Here is a 15,498-nt window from a genome sequence, read left to right on the forward strand (position 1 = left end):
AGGAGGCGACTGTATGAGTCGAGAGCTGGAAAAGCGCTTAATATCGATACGGCGCCATTTACATCAATATCCGGAATTATCAAATGAAGAATTTGAAACGACAAAATCCATACAAACGTGGCTCGAGGAAGAGGGCATTGAGATCCGTCATACAGGATTGAAAACAGGTGTTTTTGCAGATATAAAGGGTGGCAAACCCGGACCGACAGTAGCCATAAGGGCGGATATCGATGCACTTCCGATTGAGGAACGAACCGGGCTGCCATTTGCTTCTAAAGTAAAAGGGGTGATGCATGCTTGCGGCCATGATTTTCATACGGCAGCTGCAATAGGTGCTGCCTACCTTTTAAAAGAATGTCAATCAGAGTTGTGCGGGACGGTGCGATTGCTTTTTCAACCCGCAGAAGAATTTGGAGGCGGGGCGGTGCATGTGATAAAAGATGGTCAAATTGACGATGTGGCGGCTGTGATTGGACTGCACAATAAACCCAATTTGCCTGTCGGCACCATTGGTATAAAAGCTGGTCCGTTAATGGCGGCAGTGGACCGTTTTCATATTGTTCTTCAAGGGAAGGGGAGTCACGCGGCCATCCCTCAACACGGAAAAGATCCAATAGCGGCAGCGGCTCAGCTTATTTCCGCTCTTCAAACTATCGTCAGCCGGAATGTATCCCCATTAGAGAGTGCTGTGGTGAGCGTTACGAGAATAACAGGTGGGAACACTTGGAATGTAATTCCGGGTGACGTAATACTGGAAGGAACGATTCGAACCTTTGAATCTACAATCCGCGAAGAAGTAAAGGATAAGTTTTATTCGATTGTGAATCATATTGCAGCTGCTTTTTCACAGGAAGCTGAGATTAGTTGGTTTCCTGGACCGCCCGCGCTTCTTAATCATCCGGCAGTCACAGAGATGGTACGCAGGTCTGCTTTGGAGCAATCATTACACGTAATCAATCCAGAACCTTCAATGGGTGGTGAAGACTTCGCTTATTACCTTGAACATATCCCCGGTACCTTTGTTTTTTTTGGTACAAACGGAAATGAAGATTGGCATCATCCAGCTTTTACTGTTGATGATAAATCCATTATTAAAGCCGCTCATTTTTTATCTGAAAGTGCCAAGGATTTATTATATAACCATGGTAGGTGGTGAACATATTTGACTTAGGTGCCAGACACGATTTCGTGCCTAGTACCTTTGTTGTCGTAATTCCAAAGATATCGGTGCACTTAATTTCATGCAAAGGCATGATGCGAACATCCCCCCTTTAATACATAGCCACTCTTCGTTCATTCATTCCAGTTTTTCATAGACTCCTTTCTCTTCCTCTCATTGATGAATCTTATTCTGAAAGGTCTAGAAGATTAAATCACAAACCATTATAGGCGAGAGCTTGGTTAAATATTAGGCAGAGGTATTCCATACTCATAAGCGAATGATAGATTTTTTTTATCAATTAAATAAATTTTTCTATCAATTAAGGTGTTGTCAAGTGCTTGTTTACAATGTTAGGATGAATTTCAATCAAATTAAAACAACTAATTCGATTTGTTAACTTGGTATTAGTGATTGGAGAGAGATATATGAATTTTAAGCTTGGAATATTAGATCAAAGCCCCATTTTTCCTGGGAATTCAGCAGTTGATGCACTTAAGCAAACAGTAAACCTAGCTCAAAAAGCTGAGGAATGGGGATATACCCGTTTTTGGGTATCGGAACATCATCATATGGAACAAGTTGCTGGCTCTTCACCGGAAGTATTAATTTCTTATTTATTATCGAAGACCACATCCATTCGTGTAGGTTCTGGAGGTGTCATGCTTCAGCACTACAGTCCTTATAAAGTCGCTGAAAATTTTAATGTTTTATCCACTCTTGCACCGGGCAGGGTAGATCTTGGCATTGGTAAAGCACCTGGTGGATTTCCTTTATCAACAAAGGCATTACAATTTGGAACTGTAAATGATGGAAAAGATTTTGGGGAACGTGCATCCTTATTGCTAAAAATTATTGAAAATTCAATCAATGACGATCATTTGCTATCTGGTATTCAAGCAACACCGATACCGCCTGAAAAGCCCGAAACTTTTCTGCTGGGTGCAAGTTCAGACAGCGCTCAACTAGCCGCTAACCTAGGAATGGATTTTGTATTCGCCAGATTTATTAATAGTGATGATACCATGCTGTATGAAGCTTCCTCTGCTTACCGAAGCAAGTACCCAGAAGGTCGTTTTATCGTATCAGTAGCGGTTGTGGCAGCTCCTACCCAGCAAAAAGCAGAGGAGCTGGCAAGCGAACACAAACTATTTAAAGTTCATCTTCAAAGTGGCCGGACGCTGACAGTTCAATCACGTGAGCAGGCTGAGTCATTTGAGAAGCAGGCTGGTGAAGCTTACGAAATAGAAGAGCAGACCCCATATGTTATTGCTGGGACTCCAGGATATGTTAACGGGATTTTAAAGGAACTTCAGGAAGTTTTTCAAGTGGATGAATTTATTTTGCATACACCGCTTCGAACAGAAACAGAACGGGTCCAATCTTTTCAATTGTTGAGTCCGCTTCACTTAGGGGATGAGATTATCATATAGAAGGAAAAGAAATACCAGCGGATATGTAGCAGCTGATAAATATTTGTTATTCCAATATAGAAGGATAAGAAAGAGGAGTGAGAAACATTGAAGAGAATTAAATGGCTGTCCGTAACGATTTTAACAATAGTATTGCTGGTATTGGGAGCTTGTGGAAATAATGAGCAGACAGGATCGGAGAGTAAAGGAGACAAAGATGAGGTAGTGACTTTGAAAATTAGTGCAGCCTCTATCCCACATGCAGAAATTTTAGAGTTTATCGCACCGGATTTAGAAAAACAGGGCGTGAAACTGGATGTAGTGATTTCTACGGATGGTATTCAAACGAATCAACAAACCGCAAACAAAGAATTGGATGCAAATTTCTTTCAACATTCCCCGTATTTAGAGCAAGTAAATAAAGATAGTGGTTTAAATTTGGTTAATGTGAAGGGTGTACATATTGAACCATTTGGTGTCTATTCAAAGAAAATTAAGTCTATAGGGGAATTGTCAGACGGAGCGAAAGTAGCTATACCGAAAGATCCAGTAAACTTTTCACGTGCGTTACAGCTTTTTGCAGCAAATAATATCATTGAGCTGGATGGTTCCAAGTCAGGGGATTATACGATTGAGGACATTACAGAAAATGATAAAAAAATAGAATTCATTTCAGTCGATTCCCCACTTTTAGTTCACTCGCTTGACGATGTGGAAGCATCGGCCATTAACACAAACCATGCGCTGGAAGGAGGGTTAAAACCTCTCGATGATGCACTGATAATTGAAGGAAAGGATTCACCATATGTAAACATTTTAGTGGCTCGTCCTGATAATAAGGACGATAAAGCGATCCAAAAGCTTGCGAATGCATTAACGACGGAAAAGGTCAAAGAGTTTATTTTAGATAAATATGAAGGAGCCGTCGTGCCAGCGTTTTAAGTGAAGGGAGTATTCTATACCAAGTTAGTTAAAAAGAGGAGGTGGCCACTTTGATTGAATTTCGTCAGGTTTCAAAAGTATTTGATGATGGAGAGAAGAAAATCGAAGCGTTAAAGGAGATTAATATAACCGTTGAAAAAGGGGATATATTCGGGGTCATCGGTTTTAGTGGAGCCGGAAAAAGTACACTCATCCGAACTGTGAATCTGTTAGAATATCCTACTTTAGGTGAAGTGATTGTAGAAGGAAAAGATCTAGCAAAGATGTCTGAAAAAGATTTGCGTGAAGCTAAGAAAAATATCGGCATGATTTTTCAGCATTTTAATTTACTTAATTCAAAAACAGTCTTTGATAATGTAGCGATGCCGTTATTGTTAAGTAAAAAAAAGAAAAAAGAGATTGAAGAACGAGTTTATGAGATTCTCCGCTTTGTGGGCCTAGAAAACAAAGCAATGAATTATCCAAATCAGCTATCAGGTGGACAAAAGCAGCGTGTCGGGATTGCCCGTGCGTTGGCTACAAACCCCTCTATTTTATTATGTGATGAAGCAACATCAGCTTTAGATCCACAAACAACAAAATCAATCTTGAATTTGTTGAAACGGATAAATGATGAATATAAAATTACCATTCTAATTATCACGCACGAAATGGAAGTGATTAAAGAAATTTGTAATCGGGTTGCAGTGATGGAGGATGGTAGCGTGATTGAATCAGGGAATGTAATCGATATCTTTGCCCGTCCACGAACAGAAACAACACGTAACTTCATTCGATCGGTTGTTCGCGATGAAGTGCCATTAAGTGTTTATGGATTGCTTAATGAGGATACCTATTTCAGCCGTATTTTTAAAATTGATTTTTTGGGATTGAGCTCTGGGCAGTCAATCGTTTCAAGAACAGCGAAGAGGTTTAATGTGGAAATAAACGTTCTGTTCGGTAATATTACTGAGTTACAAGGCATCCCATTTGGTAATTTAATTGTTGAAATAATAGGAAATGATGATGAAATTGATCGGGCATTACAGTTTATAAAGAATCAAAAGGTTGAAGTGAAGGAGGTTACGAAGGATGGAAGTAAGCAAAGAGCTCATTTTAAACGCCTTGTGGGAAACGCTGTACATGGTTAGTATTTCACTTTTTTTTGGAAGCATCATCGGAATATTCTTAGGCATTTTATTGGTTGTAACAAGAAAAGGTCATATTTATGAAAATAGATTTATTTTTTCTATAGTGAATCCAATTGTAAACATTTTCAGGTCGATTCCGTTTATTATCTTGCTAGTGGCGATTATCCCATTTACAAGACTAATAGTTGGTACGTCGATTGGTACCACAGCAGCAATTGTACCACTCGTGCTTCATATTGGCCCATATATCTCAAGACTAGTAGAGAATTCGCTATTGGAAGTGGATGAAGGCATTATTGAAGCAGCGAAAGCCATGGGAGCAACACCATTACAAATTATTTTCAGGTTTTTAATGCCTGAGGCTTTTGCGTCGTTAATTCTGAGTATAACAACTGCAACAATTGGTTTAGTGGGCGCTACAGCTATGGCAGGAGCTATAGGTGGCGGTGGACTTGGAGATGTAGCGATAACATATGGCTATCAACGCTTTAGCACCATTACTATATTCGTCACCGTTGTAATTCTAGTAATTGTAGTTCAGGGAGTTCAAAGTTTAGGAAATATGTTCGAACGAAAAATTAGAAGGGTGTAGTGGCGGTATTGAACAGAGGGAGAGGGGAATGAATGATGAAAAAATGTATTTTACCTATATTGCTTATCTTGGGGGTGTTATTGACAGGTTGCACAAGTGATTCAACGAATGCAGGAGGGAAACAAACGAAAGTGAAGGTGGGGATTAGAAATTCTGAACTTCGAACATGGGAGTTTTTAAAGGAACAGGCTGAAAAAGAAGGGGTGGAAATTGAAATTGTTAATTTCTCATCGGCTTATGATCCGAATGCAGCGCTGGCAGAAGGGGATATTGATATCAACGCCTTTCAACATGTTGCTTATTTAGATTCATTTAATGCGAAAAACGATACAGACATCGTTCCAATTGGGACTACAATTATTGCTCCTCTTGGTTTGTATTCAAGTAAATATAAATCGGTGGAAGAGATTCCAAATGGTGCACAAATTGCTGTGCCTAATGACCAGGCTAACTGGGGGAGAGCTTTATTGTTATTACAAGAAGCTAAACTCTTAAAGGTTGTTGATGACTTTGACGGGAATGGTGGACAGGACAAAATAAAGGAAAATCCGAAGAAAATCAAAATTGTTCCTGTCGATGGTGCAAGTGCCCCACGTGTGATGGAAGATACAGCTGGTTCGGTGATTAATAATGGAGTTGCCGTAGAAGCGGGACTCACTTTAAAAGATGCTCTTGTGCATGAAAGTAGTACTGCAAAGCCATATATTAATATTATAGCGGCCAGGAGTGAAGATCAAGACAATGAAGTTTTCCGAAAACTAGTTGATCTCTATCAATCAGAGAAAACGGCTAAGTTTATTGAAGAGACCTATAATGGAAACTATATTCCAACATTCATTACCTTGAAAGAATTGAGCAGTTATAAGGAGATATATTCTAATAAATAAGGAGAGATTAGAATGGCTCAAGACAGACAGATGAAGTTAGCTGCTTACCTGATTGGAACAGGCATGCATGTTGCGTCGTGGAGGCATCCGGCATCAAATCCGAATGCAAGTATCGATGTAAAAGCTTTGCAAAGACTCTCAAAAATTGCGGAGAAAGGGAAATTTGATCTTGCCTTTGTGGCAGATAGTTTGGCCATTAATCATGAATCACATCCTCAAATACTTAATCGGTTTGATCCGATTGTACTTATTACAGCATTAGCTGCAGCGACAGAAAAAATTGGCATTGGGGCCACAGCTTCTACAACGTACAGTGAACCTTATGTACTCGCTCGCCAATTTGCTTCTGTTGACCATATAAGCGGCGGACGGGTGGGCTGGAATGTTGTTACGACAGCTGATGCGACCGGAGAAACGGCCTTGAATTTCAGTCGCGATAAACATTGGGCGCACGATCATCGTTATGAACGAGCGGAGGAGTTCATCGACGTTGTCCAAGGATTATGGGATTCGTGGGAAGATGATGCGTTTGTGTATAACAAAGAAACGGGACATTTTTTTGATCCTGATAAAGTACATGAGCTTCGGTATAAAGGGAACTATTTTTCAGTTAAAGGTCCGTTGAATATTGCACGCTCGGCGCAGGGACAGCCGGTTATTATTCAAGCGGGTGCGTCAATACCAGGGCAGCGATTAGCCGCTCGAACAGCCGAAGTCGTTTTCACTCATTGGGATAACATTGAAGAATCGAAACGATATTATCAAGAATTAAAATCGTCCTTAATGGATTTTGGAAGAAGCGGGGAAGAGCTCCACATCCTTCACGGAATTTCCCCTATTATCGGAGAAACCGAAGAAATAGCCATTCAAAAATACAATAAACTCCAAAGTCTCGTTGACCCCTATGAGAGTTTGAAATTCGTTTCTGGTTATATGGGCAACGTAGATTTTTCAAAATATTCTTTAGCTACACCAGCGAGGGATGTTGAGTTTTCATCAGTAAATAGCATACAAAGTAACTTTAATGAAATGAAGAAAATTATTGATGAAGAAGACATAAAAGTCGGTGAATTATATGCGAGATTTTTCAGTCCTGCCAGACGAGATAGATTTGTCGGTACACCAGCTCAAGTAGCCGATGAAATGGAGTTATGGTTTACTGAAAAAGCTTCAGATGGCTTTATGCTTCAATTTCCACTGTTACCAGGCGACTTAGAGGATTTCGTCGAGATGGTGGTTCCAATTTTACAGGAGAGAGGTTTGTTTCGTTTGGATTACGAAGGGGACACTCTCCGTGATCATCTTGGATTAAAGAATCCAAAAAATCGCTTTGTTAACGACGAAAAAAACAAATTAATGTAAAAAAAAGGATGAAATTACTAGCGTTTTCATTAGAATCCATTAAATAAAGTCATATATAAGGGAAGGACTAAGGAAAGATGCAATATGGAGAAATCCTAGTCCCTTTTCTTTCTCCTATCTATATACATAAATGTTTCTTCTTTATAGAAGGGAACTATCAACAGCCACTAAAACTAACAAGTTAAGTTCAGCCCTTTCCTGCTTGGAATCCTGGATATTTGGTCATTCCGCCATCAGCATATAAGGTCATTCCCGTTACGTAGCTTGATTCGGCGGAAGCAAGCCAAGCGGCACAAGCGGCAATTTGTTCCGGTTTTCCGATATATCCCATCGGTATCAGGTCGATGACTTCTTGTTTGGCTTTTGGGTCATTGAATTTTTCGGCATTGATGGGTGTGTCGATCGCACCAGGTGAAATATTATTAATGCGAATCCCTTTGGGGGCATATTCAAGTGCAAGGGTTTCAGTCATCATCTTCACTCCGCCCTTACTTGCTGCATAGTGGACAAAATGAGGCCAAGGTATCCGGTCATGAACGGATGACATGTTAATGATATTGCCCTTAATTCCATGATCGAGCATATAACTGATTGCTTCCCTGCTTGCGAGGAACATTCCCGTTAGATTTACATCAATGACTTTCTGCCAATCTTCCAGAGTCAATTTTTCGCTGGCCACTTCATTTTCAATACCTGCATTGTTGATCATGATGTCGATCGTACCAAAGGTGTCCACAGCGAATGAAAGCAATTTCTTCACATCCGCTTCCTTTGAAATGTCACCTTGAATCGCTGCGGCTTTCCCGCCTGCAGCTTCAATCGTTTTGATGATTTCCTTATGGTCGTCATTTTCAGTGTGATAATTCAATACGACATGTGCTTTTTCTTTACCGAACCTTTCGGCCATGGCTTTTCCTAACCCTTTTGCCGCCCCAGTAATGACTACCACTTTTTTCTCTAAATCTTCATACATCATTTATCGCTCCTTTAACTATTCTTTTGTGAAGCCGATCATGACTCCGCCAGCAATTACGAGTGCACACCCAATGATGACGAAGGCCATTTGCTTTTTGGATTTTTTCTCTCCTAAAAGAAAGATGCCGCCTAAAGTTGAAATGACGATTCCCATTTGGGAAAATGAGAATGCAATGGCAACGCCCACTTTTGGATTAGCGAGCAGGAGACCGATATTACCGACTGCCCACATCACTCCGGTAAGAATATTTCGCCTAGCATACTTATTAAACGGTTTATGTTTGATGGAAAGGAGCAGGGCAGCCAGGAACATGCCGATTGCTTGCGGCAGGATCGCCGACCATCCGTCAACTTCATTCCATCTGACAACAATGACATATGTAACATAACCCACCGTTGAAATGGCAAGGTAAAAAACGCCTTTTTTCAAGCTTCCTTCTTTTTTGTCATCACCATCTCCGTAGCTCGTCAGCAAGACACCTGTAACCAAACAGATTATTGCAACGATGCCGATGATGACTGTAATCCTGTCATTCCATTCCCTGAAAATGATAACCGCAAAAAATGTATTTCCTAGAATTTGCAGTCCTGTTGAGATTGGAACGGTTTTCGAAACTCCGATTTCCTTGACACTATTGAACTGAAATAATTGCCCGAATGCCCAGCCTATCCCGGAAATGATGCCGACAGCCCATACTAGATTGCTCCATTCCGGCGGATTGATGAATGACATCATGATGGCGAACAGTAATGAACCGATTGTAATGCCAAGTGTTTGATTATATGAGTTACCCCCGAGTTTTTCGGAAACAAGCACTAAGCTGCCCCATGTCAATGCAGGGAGTAGCGCAAAGAGAAAACCTTCCACAAAATTTCATCTCCTAAATTAGAAAACAATGTTTTAATGAATATAAAAAAATAGGTAGTTAGCAAGCTATTGAATGTATTTAGAGTTTTCCCTTTACACGGGAAAGAAAAACATGGTTTTAATTTACCAATTTGTCATTTTATTTTTCAGTGTGGAAACAATGAAATAATAAGTGGTTTATGGTACTTTTAATTTAAAAATAGTTAGGAGAAATAGTATGACGACACTGAATGAATGGTTTGAAAAGGGGATTCCTGCTAAAGAATTTGTATCTTCGATGAAAGTTCATAAAGAAAACTTGCAATCGATTCAGGAGGGTTTTTCCATTTCTGAAGAGGACCAAGGTTTTTTTGATGAATTAAAGACGAAGGAACTTCGAGCCATTGTCATTACTGAAGACTGGTGCGGAGACGCGATGATGAATATTCCTATATTGCTGAATATATCTGAAGCGGCAAATATTGAAACTCGCATGGTTTTACGAGATCAAAATCTTGAACTGATGGATCAATACTTAACTAATGGAACAGCGCGTTCGATTCCCATTTTTATATTCATTGATAAGAATGGTGAAGAAAAAGCTGTTTGGGGACCTCGTGCACCAAAGGTACAAGAGTACGTAATGGAGTTAAGGTCTGACCTGCCGGCCAAGGATGATGAACGTTTCGAGGCAGAGCAAAAAGCAGTCATTAAAAAGATAACTGCGGCTTTTGCTGAAGAAAAACACTTGTGGGCCGAAGTATACAGCAGCATCAAGGAAGCATTGGGGAGCTGCTGACAGCGGGTATGGCACTTTTTGACCTGTCCAAAAAAAGGGTGGGTCCATAATGAATGGCTGTTTCAAAAACGGAGACTGCCTTTCTTTAGTCCATGTTTTTGGAACAGCCTTTTCATTTTTTATGATTCTGGAATAATTGTAACGCCGATTGTTCGAATAGGAGAATCTTGTTTAGCACTTTGATTCGTAGCTTTGTAGTATTTTAACATTAAATCGTTCAATTCATTTTGGAAGTTAATAAAGCTTTCATCATCAAGCTTTAGTTCTAAAAGGGAAAAGGTTGAACCATCTTCCGCACAGTCTCTTTCTTCTAATTTCGTAAGATAGTTTTGATATTGAGTCATAAGGGATAATTGATAATAAGAAAAATAGTTCACCTTTTTCTCATTAGAAGATTTTTTCCATTCTTCCCCGCTAAGTCGCGCTTCTTCTTCATTTAAAACATAGTATTTTTCGGAAACGGATCTCACCTTTTTTTCTTTTACAATGCGAATGACCCCTGAATCCAACAGGACCTGTATATGTCTATATAATGTTGCTTGGGGTACATCTTTAATGATTTTTAACATTTCCAATGGTGTTAAACCATTTTCCCTGTTTCGCATTAAAGCTTGGGTAATCTTTATTCTTACAGGATGCATTAAAATTTCAGCTTTATTAATCATCTTATTCTCCTCACATTGGAAATAATAACTGGATAATTTTTTAATCAATTTTAATGTTGGTCATGAATAATAAGTTTATTTCATCATATATTGTAATGTTTGAATCATTTTCATTTAAATAAAAATGACACGGTTTGAAAAATAATATAACAGAAATATTTTTTCGAAGTAAATAATAAGCATTTTAAAATAAGTGTAAAAAAATAACGTCTTCATGAAATGAAATTTAATAAATAACACTATATTTTTATTATTATTCATTGTGATAATATTATCATTATAAATAACAATAAATACTAAAACAATATTTTATTAAAGAAAAAAATAGGTGCAAAATTCCATTTTGCATGTTATCATTATCGATAATGATAATAATATTTCGTTTTCAAAGGAGTGGTATATATGGAATTGCATTACGGCTGGAACGAATTGAAAGATATTGATTTCATGTCTATTCTGCCGATTATTTTACCGGTAATTGCTATTGGAATGATTTTAGTCCTTATAGCATTAATTGATTTATACAGAAATCGAAAGACGAGGAAAAATGTTTTATTGTGGACACTCATCATTATTTTTGCAAATACTATCGGTCCAATTCTGTACTTCGTCATTGGTAGAAAGGACAGTGAGAGAATATGAAATTAGAGATTAAAAATGTTACAAAAAAATTCAAAGAAAAAACAGCGGTCAATAATTTTTCAATGGAACTGCAATCAGGGGAATGTGTTGGATTGATAGGGCCAAATGGGGCTGGTAAATCGACACTAATAAAAGTGATTTCAGATATTATAGATCCAAGTATGGGAGAAGTATTGCTTGATGGTAAGAAAATTTCAAAAATGAAAAGGGAGATAGGCTACTTACCACAATACCCCAACTTCTTTCAATGGATGACTGCCAAGGAAACCCTCACTTTCATGGGCCAGCTCTCGGGTATCAAGAGGGAAGAATTATTAAGCGGCATTCCAGAGATATTGTCCAAAGTGGGGTTGAGCGGGGAAGAGAATTCCAAGGTGCGGACTTTTTCAGGCGGAATGAAACAAAGGCTTGGAATTGCACAGGCGCTGTTACATAAACCGGCATTGATTGTCATGGATGAACCGGTTTCGGCATTGGATCCAATCGGCCGGAGAGAAGTGTTGAATATCATAAAAGAGATAAAGAAAGATACGACAATTTTATTATCGACACATATATTAAGCGATGCAGAAGAAATATGTGAGAGGTTTGTCATTATAAAAAGTGGTGAAAAAATTGAGGACACAACAATGTCGGAATTATTAAACAGGAATAGCGGAAATAAAATCAATGTCGACATAACCTCTAAAAGTCAAAAATGGATTGAAAATGTTAAAAGCTTGAACTTTGTCAAAGGTGTAGAGGTAATGGGAAATAAATTGAAGATAGAAGTGGAAAATATTGAGTCAAACAAGAATATGTTACTGGCGAATGCTTTGGAGCATAATGTTGATCTAGTAAGGTTCGAAATAGATAACGATACATTGGAAGAGATATTCTTAAAATTGGTGGTGGAAAAATGAATAATTTTGCCGTTTTAGCTAAAAAGGAATTTGTTCAGATGTTACGTGAATATAAAGTGATTTGGCTGCCGCTTGTTTTTATATTTTTAGGAATAACTCAACCAGTCGTAAGCTATTATTTACCTTCAATATTAGAAGCACTTGGCGGGGGCCAAGGGATAACCATAGATCCAAGCATGGCTGCCCAAAAAGGCGGCGAAGTTCTTGCTAGTACCCTAGGGTCCCAATTCGATCAGCTAGGGGTCATGATCATCATCGTTTCCATGATGGGAGTCGTGCAATCCGATAAAGCAAATGGTATGCTGGCTTTCATTCTTACAAGGCCAGTGACGGTTGGATCTTATATAAGCGGGAAAATCATTTCCAATTATCTGTTTGTTGCCTGCAGTGTAGCATTGGGATATTTGGTTTCATATCTGTATGTAGTTTTTTTGTTTACGAGTGTTGATTTTGGGGACTTAGTAGTGGCTTTGCTGTTCTATCTGCTGTGGATCCTATTTATCGTTTCATTCACGACGATGATCAGTACCATTTTTAATAGTCAGGGTATTATTGCCTTAATTTCGATAGTATTTCTCCTAGGCTGCAGGATCATAGTTGGGTTAAGTCCGGTTATAGACAACTTGAATCCGGCAAGCATGAGTAAACATGCCATGGAAGTACTGATTTTAGGCACAGTCAATTCACAGGCGATTTGGGGTGCAATAGCGGCACTTGCGTTGACGGCAGTAACGATATTGGTAACGAACATATGGATTTCAAAAAAGAAATTCAATAGCGAGTAAGTTGGGGATGGAAATGTGTTAATCATGAAGTGATGGGAGGATGATAACATTGTTAAGCATCACAGATTTAGAGAAAAGCTACTCGGCCAAGAAGATTTTGAATGGTGTAAATCTAGAAATCCAAAAAGGGGAAATCTTAGGTTTTATAGGGGCAAATGGCGCAGGGAAAACCACGACGCTGAACATTATTACGGGCATTTTAGATTCTGAAAATGGAAAGGTTGAAATAAATGGCCTGACCAAAGAAGACGGCATAGAATATAAAAAACAATTTTTCTTCATCCCTGATACTATCAATGTTTTTAACAATGTGTCGGGATTTGATTGGATTCGTTTCTTGATGAACCTATATGGAAATGATGACAAAGAACGGTTGGGGAAATATATCAATCGGTTTGGGATGCAGGAGTCCATTAAAAAGCCAATGGGAAGTTATTCTTATGGAATGATGCACAAGGTTTCCTTGATAGCGGCTTTTACCATTAATCCACCGATCATCATTATGGATGAACCGTTAAATGGATTAGACCCAAACGCGGTTTTAGTTTTTAAGGGGTTAATCAAACAGTATGTTGAAACGGGCGGTACAGTGTTTTTCTCGACGCATCTGCTGGATGTGGCAGAGAAAATTTGTAATACAGTGGCTATTTTAAAAGAGGGGAAAATCATCCTGCATGATGAAATACAAAATATAATAGGTGAAAGTTCATTGGAATCTACCTTTATGGAGGCTCAGGTATATGAAGGAAAAACTTCAGTTAACTAGATTTTTCATTTCTTCCTTCTATAAAATGCCCAAGCAGACAATGTTGCAGGCTGTACTGATAATAGCCGTTTTTTATATGTTTTTGCAGCTGACTGTCGTAAATGCCTTTGTTTATTTTCTTGGAGATACCGAGGTCTTCCTGTTTTATAATGTAACGATTTCTAGCATTCTCGTCTTTGCATTAGTTTGCTATTTGTCCACATCGCAAATATTTGCTTATTATGAATTTAAAGTATTGGCGCCTCTTCCACTCACCTATAAGGAGATATCAAGGGCTAAGGTATTAAGTGGCTTATGGGTCCCCATCATCTTATCAATGGCAATCCAGGTGCCAACAATCGGCTTCTTGATAGTCGATCTAAAGTTTATGGAAGCGTTTAAATTATTCATATTTTTACCGATTGTCAATGGTTTAACGGCTTTGCTCCTGCTTTTTATCTTATCGTGCATTAATAGGTATTATTATAGATTCAAAAATAAAATAGCATACTTACTGGTGAACATTGCTGTCATCCTCATGCTTGCGATTATTTCCATTGTATATTTTGCTGGAAAATCATCGATTGCCCTATCAAAGGTCATCTCGGAAATAGATTTGAATTCTATTGAAGGGCTAAAAAACTCGTTGGCATTCATAATGAGACATATGTTTGAAACCGCAAATATGATTCCAGTGGTTAAGTGGATACTGGATGCCTTTGTATCAAATGAAATAACAGTTCAATTTATTATCATTTATATTTCGATACTAGTAATGGGTTTCCTATTGTATTCATTTATTATAGAAAACATTTCCGTTCATTATTTCAAAAACGGGTTATTGGGAAATAACAAAGCGAATATGAAAAACTCAAAGGTTAATATATCAAAAAATCAATGGAGTAACTATTTACAAAGAGAGATGTGGATCATTAAATCTGAAGCATATTTTAAGATGCAAATCGCTTTAGGTCTTTTATTGCCGCCGGTCTTTTCACTTGTCATGTTATTGCTGATTCAGAATGAAGTGTTCCCGAATTATTTGAATATAACGAAAGAGGGAGTATTTGATAAATATTTTTCATATTCGATCCTTTTCTTGTGTTGTATAAATAATATAAGCGGAACCCCATATTCAAGAGAAGGGAAATATCATTATTTGCTGAAAAGTGCCCCTTTTGATGAAAAATATGTTTATTTTTCTAAAGTGATATTTTCATCAATAATTGGAATTATAGCCGTATTGATCAGCTTTATGATATTTGCACTTTTTGGCTATTGGGAAATGGAAAATGCAGTCATGTTATTAATTATTTCTTGTTTAGTGGTTTGCTATAATCTTCTAACACCATTATATGATATGAAAAATCCAAGTATAGAATGGGAGAACCCATCTGCTGCCATTAAATCAAACCCCAATGTATTAATAAGCCTGCTTTATGGTTTGCCATTATTAATCGTGGTTACAGCCATTCATTTTGGCTTGGTTTGGTTCAGTGTCCACCCCCTGATGGGAGCTCTCATCATATTAATGATCGTGATAGCGATCAATTCCGTGCTGATTAATAGGTTGAAATATAATTTATGAAAGTCGTTATATTAGAAAAGTATATAAAGGAAGTACAGAAAATCGGCACTAAATAAATTTAAAAAA

The 15,498-nt window shown here is 38.2% G+C and carries 16 protein-coding genes; 13 read left to right on the plus strand and 3 right to left on the minus strand.

Annotation, left to right across the window (positions count from 1 at the left end; genetic code table 11):
* Nucleotides 1-13 precede the first annotated feature (13 nt).
* The 7 genes from BW986_RS22590 to BW986_RS22620 all read left to right on the plus strand — a co-directional run bounded on the left by BW986_RS22590 (nucleotide 14) and on the right by BW986_RS22620 (nucleotide 7,484).
* Nucleotides 14-1,156, plus strand: coding sequence for an amidohydrolase (locus BW986_RS22590; RefSeq protein WP_081395755.1), 1,143 nt, complete (start codon nucleotides 14-16; stop codon nucleotides 1,154-1,156).
* A 431-nt stretch (nucleotides 1,157-1,587) separates the two neighbouring features.
* On the plus strand, nucleotides 1,588-2,592 hold the full coding sequence (locus BW986_RS22595) for an LLM class flavin-dependent oxidoreductase (protein ID WP_076370995.1): 1,005 nt from the start codon (nucleotides 1,588-1,590) through the stop codon (nucleotides 2,590-2,592).
* 87 nt (nucleotides 2,593-2,679) lie between these two features.
* Entirely contained in the window at nucleotides 2,680-3,513 is an 834-nt protein-coding gene (locus BW986_RS22600; protein WP_076370997.1) for a MetQ/NlpA family ABC transporter substrate-binding protein, read from the plus strand.
* Between the two features lie 50 nt (nucleotides 3,514-3,563).
* Nucleotides 3,564-4,643, plus strand: coding sequence for a methionine ABC transporter ATP-binding protein (locus BW986_RS22605; RefSeq protein ID WP_076370999.1), 1,080 nt, complete (start codon nucleotides 3,564-3,566; stop codon nucleotides 4,641-4,643).
* Complete coding sequence (locus BW986_RS22610) at nucleotides 4,585-5,235, plus strand: methionine ABC transporter permease (protein WP_076371001.1); 651 nt, start codon at nucleotides 4,585-4,587, stop codon at nucleotides 5,233-5,235. Before BW986_RS22605 ends, BW986_RS22610 begins: the two co-directional genes overlap by 59 nt.
* 35 nt (nucleotides 5,236-5,270) lie before the next feature.
* On the plus strand, nucleotides 5,271-6,122 hold the full coding sequence (locus BW986_RS22615) for a MetQ/NlpA family ABC transporter substrate-binding protein (RefSeq protein WP_179086149.1): 852 nt from the start codon (nucleotides 5,271-5,273) through the stop codon (nucleotides 6,120-6,122).
* 12 nt (nucleotides 6,123-6,134) lie between these two features.
* Complete coding sequence (locus BW986_RS22620) at nucleotides 6,135-7,484, plus strand: LLM class flavin-dependent oxidoreductase (RefSeq protein ID WP_076371005.1); 1,350 nt, start codon at nucleotides 6,135-6,137, stop codon at nucleotides 7,482-7,484.
* Nucleotides 7,485-7,671: 187 nt separating this feature from the next.
* Here the strand turns inward: BW986_RS22620 and BW986_RS22625 are convergent, their stop codons facing one another.
* Nucleotides 7,672-8,457, minus strand: coding sequence for a glucose-1-dehydrogenase (locus tag BW986_RS22625; RefSeq protein WP_076371007.1), 786 nt, complete (start codon nucleotides 8,455-8,457; stop codon nucleotides 7,672-7,674).
* 18 nt (nucleotides 8,458-8,475) lie between these two features.
* Nucleotides 8,476-9,327: a GRP family sugar transporter gene (locus BW986_RS22630; protein WP_076371009.1), complete on the minus strand. Its 852-nt coding sequence runs from the start codon at nucleotides 9,325-9,327 to the stop codon at nucleotides 8,476-8,478.
* A 217-nt stretch (nucleotides 9,328-9,544) separates the two neighbouring features.
* Between BW986_RS22630 and BW986_RS22635 the strand changes: the two genes are divergently transcribed.
* A complete protein-coding gene (locus tag BW986_RS22635; protein ID WP_076371011.1) occupies nucleotides 9,545-10,105 on the plus strand; it encodes a thioredoxin family protein in 561 nt (186 codons plus the stop codon).
* 119 nt (nucleotides 10,106-10,224) lie between these two features.
* On the opposite strand, the gene BW986_RS22640 is transcribed toward BW986_RS22635, so the two are convergent.
* Nucleotides 10,225-10,770, minus strand: a complete 546-nt coding sequence (locus BW986_RS22640) for a helix-turn-helix domain-containing protein (RefSeq protein WP_076371013.1) — start codon at nucleotides 10,768-10,770, stop codon at nucleotides 10,225-10,227.
* A 402-nt stretch (nucleotides 10,771-11,172) separates the two neighbouring features.
* Between BW986_RS22640 and BW986_RS22645 the strand changes: the two genes are divergently transcribed.
* The 5 genes from BW986_RS22645 to BW986_RS22665 are packed head-to-tail and all read left to right on the plus strand — an operon-like array spanning nucleotide 11,173 to nucleotide 15,432.
* The gene (locus BW986_RS22645) at nucleotides 11,173-11,412 is read left to right on the plus strand and encodes a PLD nuclease N-terminal domain-containing protein (RefSeq protein ID WP_034305547.1); all 240 of its coding nucleotides are present in this window, start codon (nucleotides 11,173-11,175) and stop codon (nucleotides 11,410-11,412) included.
* Nucleotides 11,409-12,314: an ABC transporter ATP-binding protein gene (locus BW986_RS22650; protein ID WP_076371015.1), complete on the plus strand. Its 906-nt coding sequence runs from the start codon at nucleotides 11,409-11,411 to the stop codon at nucleotides 12,312-12,314. Before BW986_RS22645 ends, BW986_RS22650 begins: the two co-directional genes overlap by 4 nt.
* On the plus strand, nucleotides 12,311-13,099 hold the full coding sequence (locus tag BW986_RS22655; protein ID WP_076371017.1) for an ABC transporter permease: 789 nt from the start codon (nucleotides 12,311-12,313) through the stop codon (nucleotides 13,097-13,099). Before BW986_RS22650 ends, BW986_RS22655 begins: the two co-directional genes overlap by 4 nt.
* A gap of 49 nt (nucleotides 13,100-13,148) precedes the next feature.
* Entirely contained in the window at nucleotides 13,149-13,865 is a 717-nt protein-coding gene (locus BW986_RS22660; RefSeq protein ID WP_076371019.1) for an ABC transporter ATP-binding protein, read from the plus strand.
* Nucleotides 13,840-15,432, plus strand: a complete 1,593-nt coding sequence (locus tag BW986_RS22665) for a hypothetical protein (RefSeq protein ID WP_076371021.1) — start codon at nucleotides 13,840-13,842, stop codon at nucleotides 15,430-15,432. Before BW986_RS22660 ends, BW986_RS22665 begins: the two co-directional genes overlap by 26 nt.
* Nucleotides 15,433-15,498 lie beyond the last annotated feature (66 nt).

Source organism: Peribacillus simplex, assembly GCF_900156045.1.
GTDB lineage: Bacteria > Bacillota > Bacilli > Bacillales > DSM-1321 > Peribacillus > Peribacillus simplex_D.

Coding starts and splice junctions, on each gene's coding strand:
- BW986_RS22665 (WP_076371021.1), top strand. CDS start 13,840: ATGAAGGAAAAACTTCAGTTAACTAGATTTTTCATTTCTTCCTTCTAT.
- BW986_RS22595 (WP_076370995.1), top strand. CDS start 1,588: ATGAATTTTAAGCTTGGAATATTAGATCAAAGCCCCATTTTTCCTGGG.
- BW986_RS22615 (WP_179086149.1), top strand. CDS start 5,271: ATGAAAAAATGTATTTTACCTATATTGCTTATCTTGGGGGTGTTATTG.
- BW986_RS22635 (WP_076371011.1), top strand. CDS start 9,545: ATGACGACACTGAATGAATGGTTTGAAAAGGGGATTCCTGCTAAAGAA.
- BW986_RS22655 (WP_076371017.1), top strand. CDS start 12,311: ATGAATAATTTTGCCGTTTTAGCTAAAAAGGAATTTGTTCAGATGTTA.
- BW986_RS22645 (WP_034305547.1), top strand. CDS start 11,173: ATGGAATTGCATTACGGCTGGAACGAATTGAAAGATATTGATTTCATG.
- BW986_RS22650 (WP_076371015.1), top strand. CDS start 11,409: ATGAAATTAGAGATTAAAAATGTTACAAAAAAATTCAAAGAAAAAACA.
- BW986_RS22590 (WP_081395755.1), top strand. CDS start 14: ATGAGTCGAGAGCTGGAAAAGCGCTTAATATCGATACGGCGCCATTTA.
- BW986_RS22625 (WP_076371007.1), bottom strand. CDS start 8,457: ATGTATGAAGATTTAGAGAAAAAAGTGGTAGTCATTACTGGGGCGGCA.
- BW986_RS22620 (WP_076371005.1), top strand. CDS start 6,135: ATGGCTCAAGACAGACAGATGAAGTTAGCTGCTTACCTGATTGGAACA.
- BW986_RS22610 (WP_076371001.1), top strand. CDS start 4,585: ATGGAAGTAAGCAAAGAGCTCATTTTAAACGCCTTGTGGGAAACGCTG.
- BW986_RS22640 (WP_076371013.1), bottom strand. CDS start 10,770: ATGATTAATAAAGCTGAAATTTTAATGCATCCTGTAAGAATAAAGATT.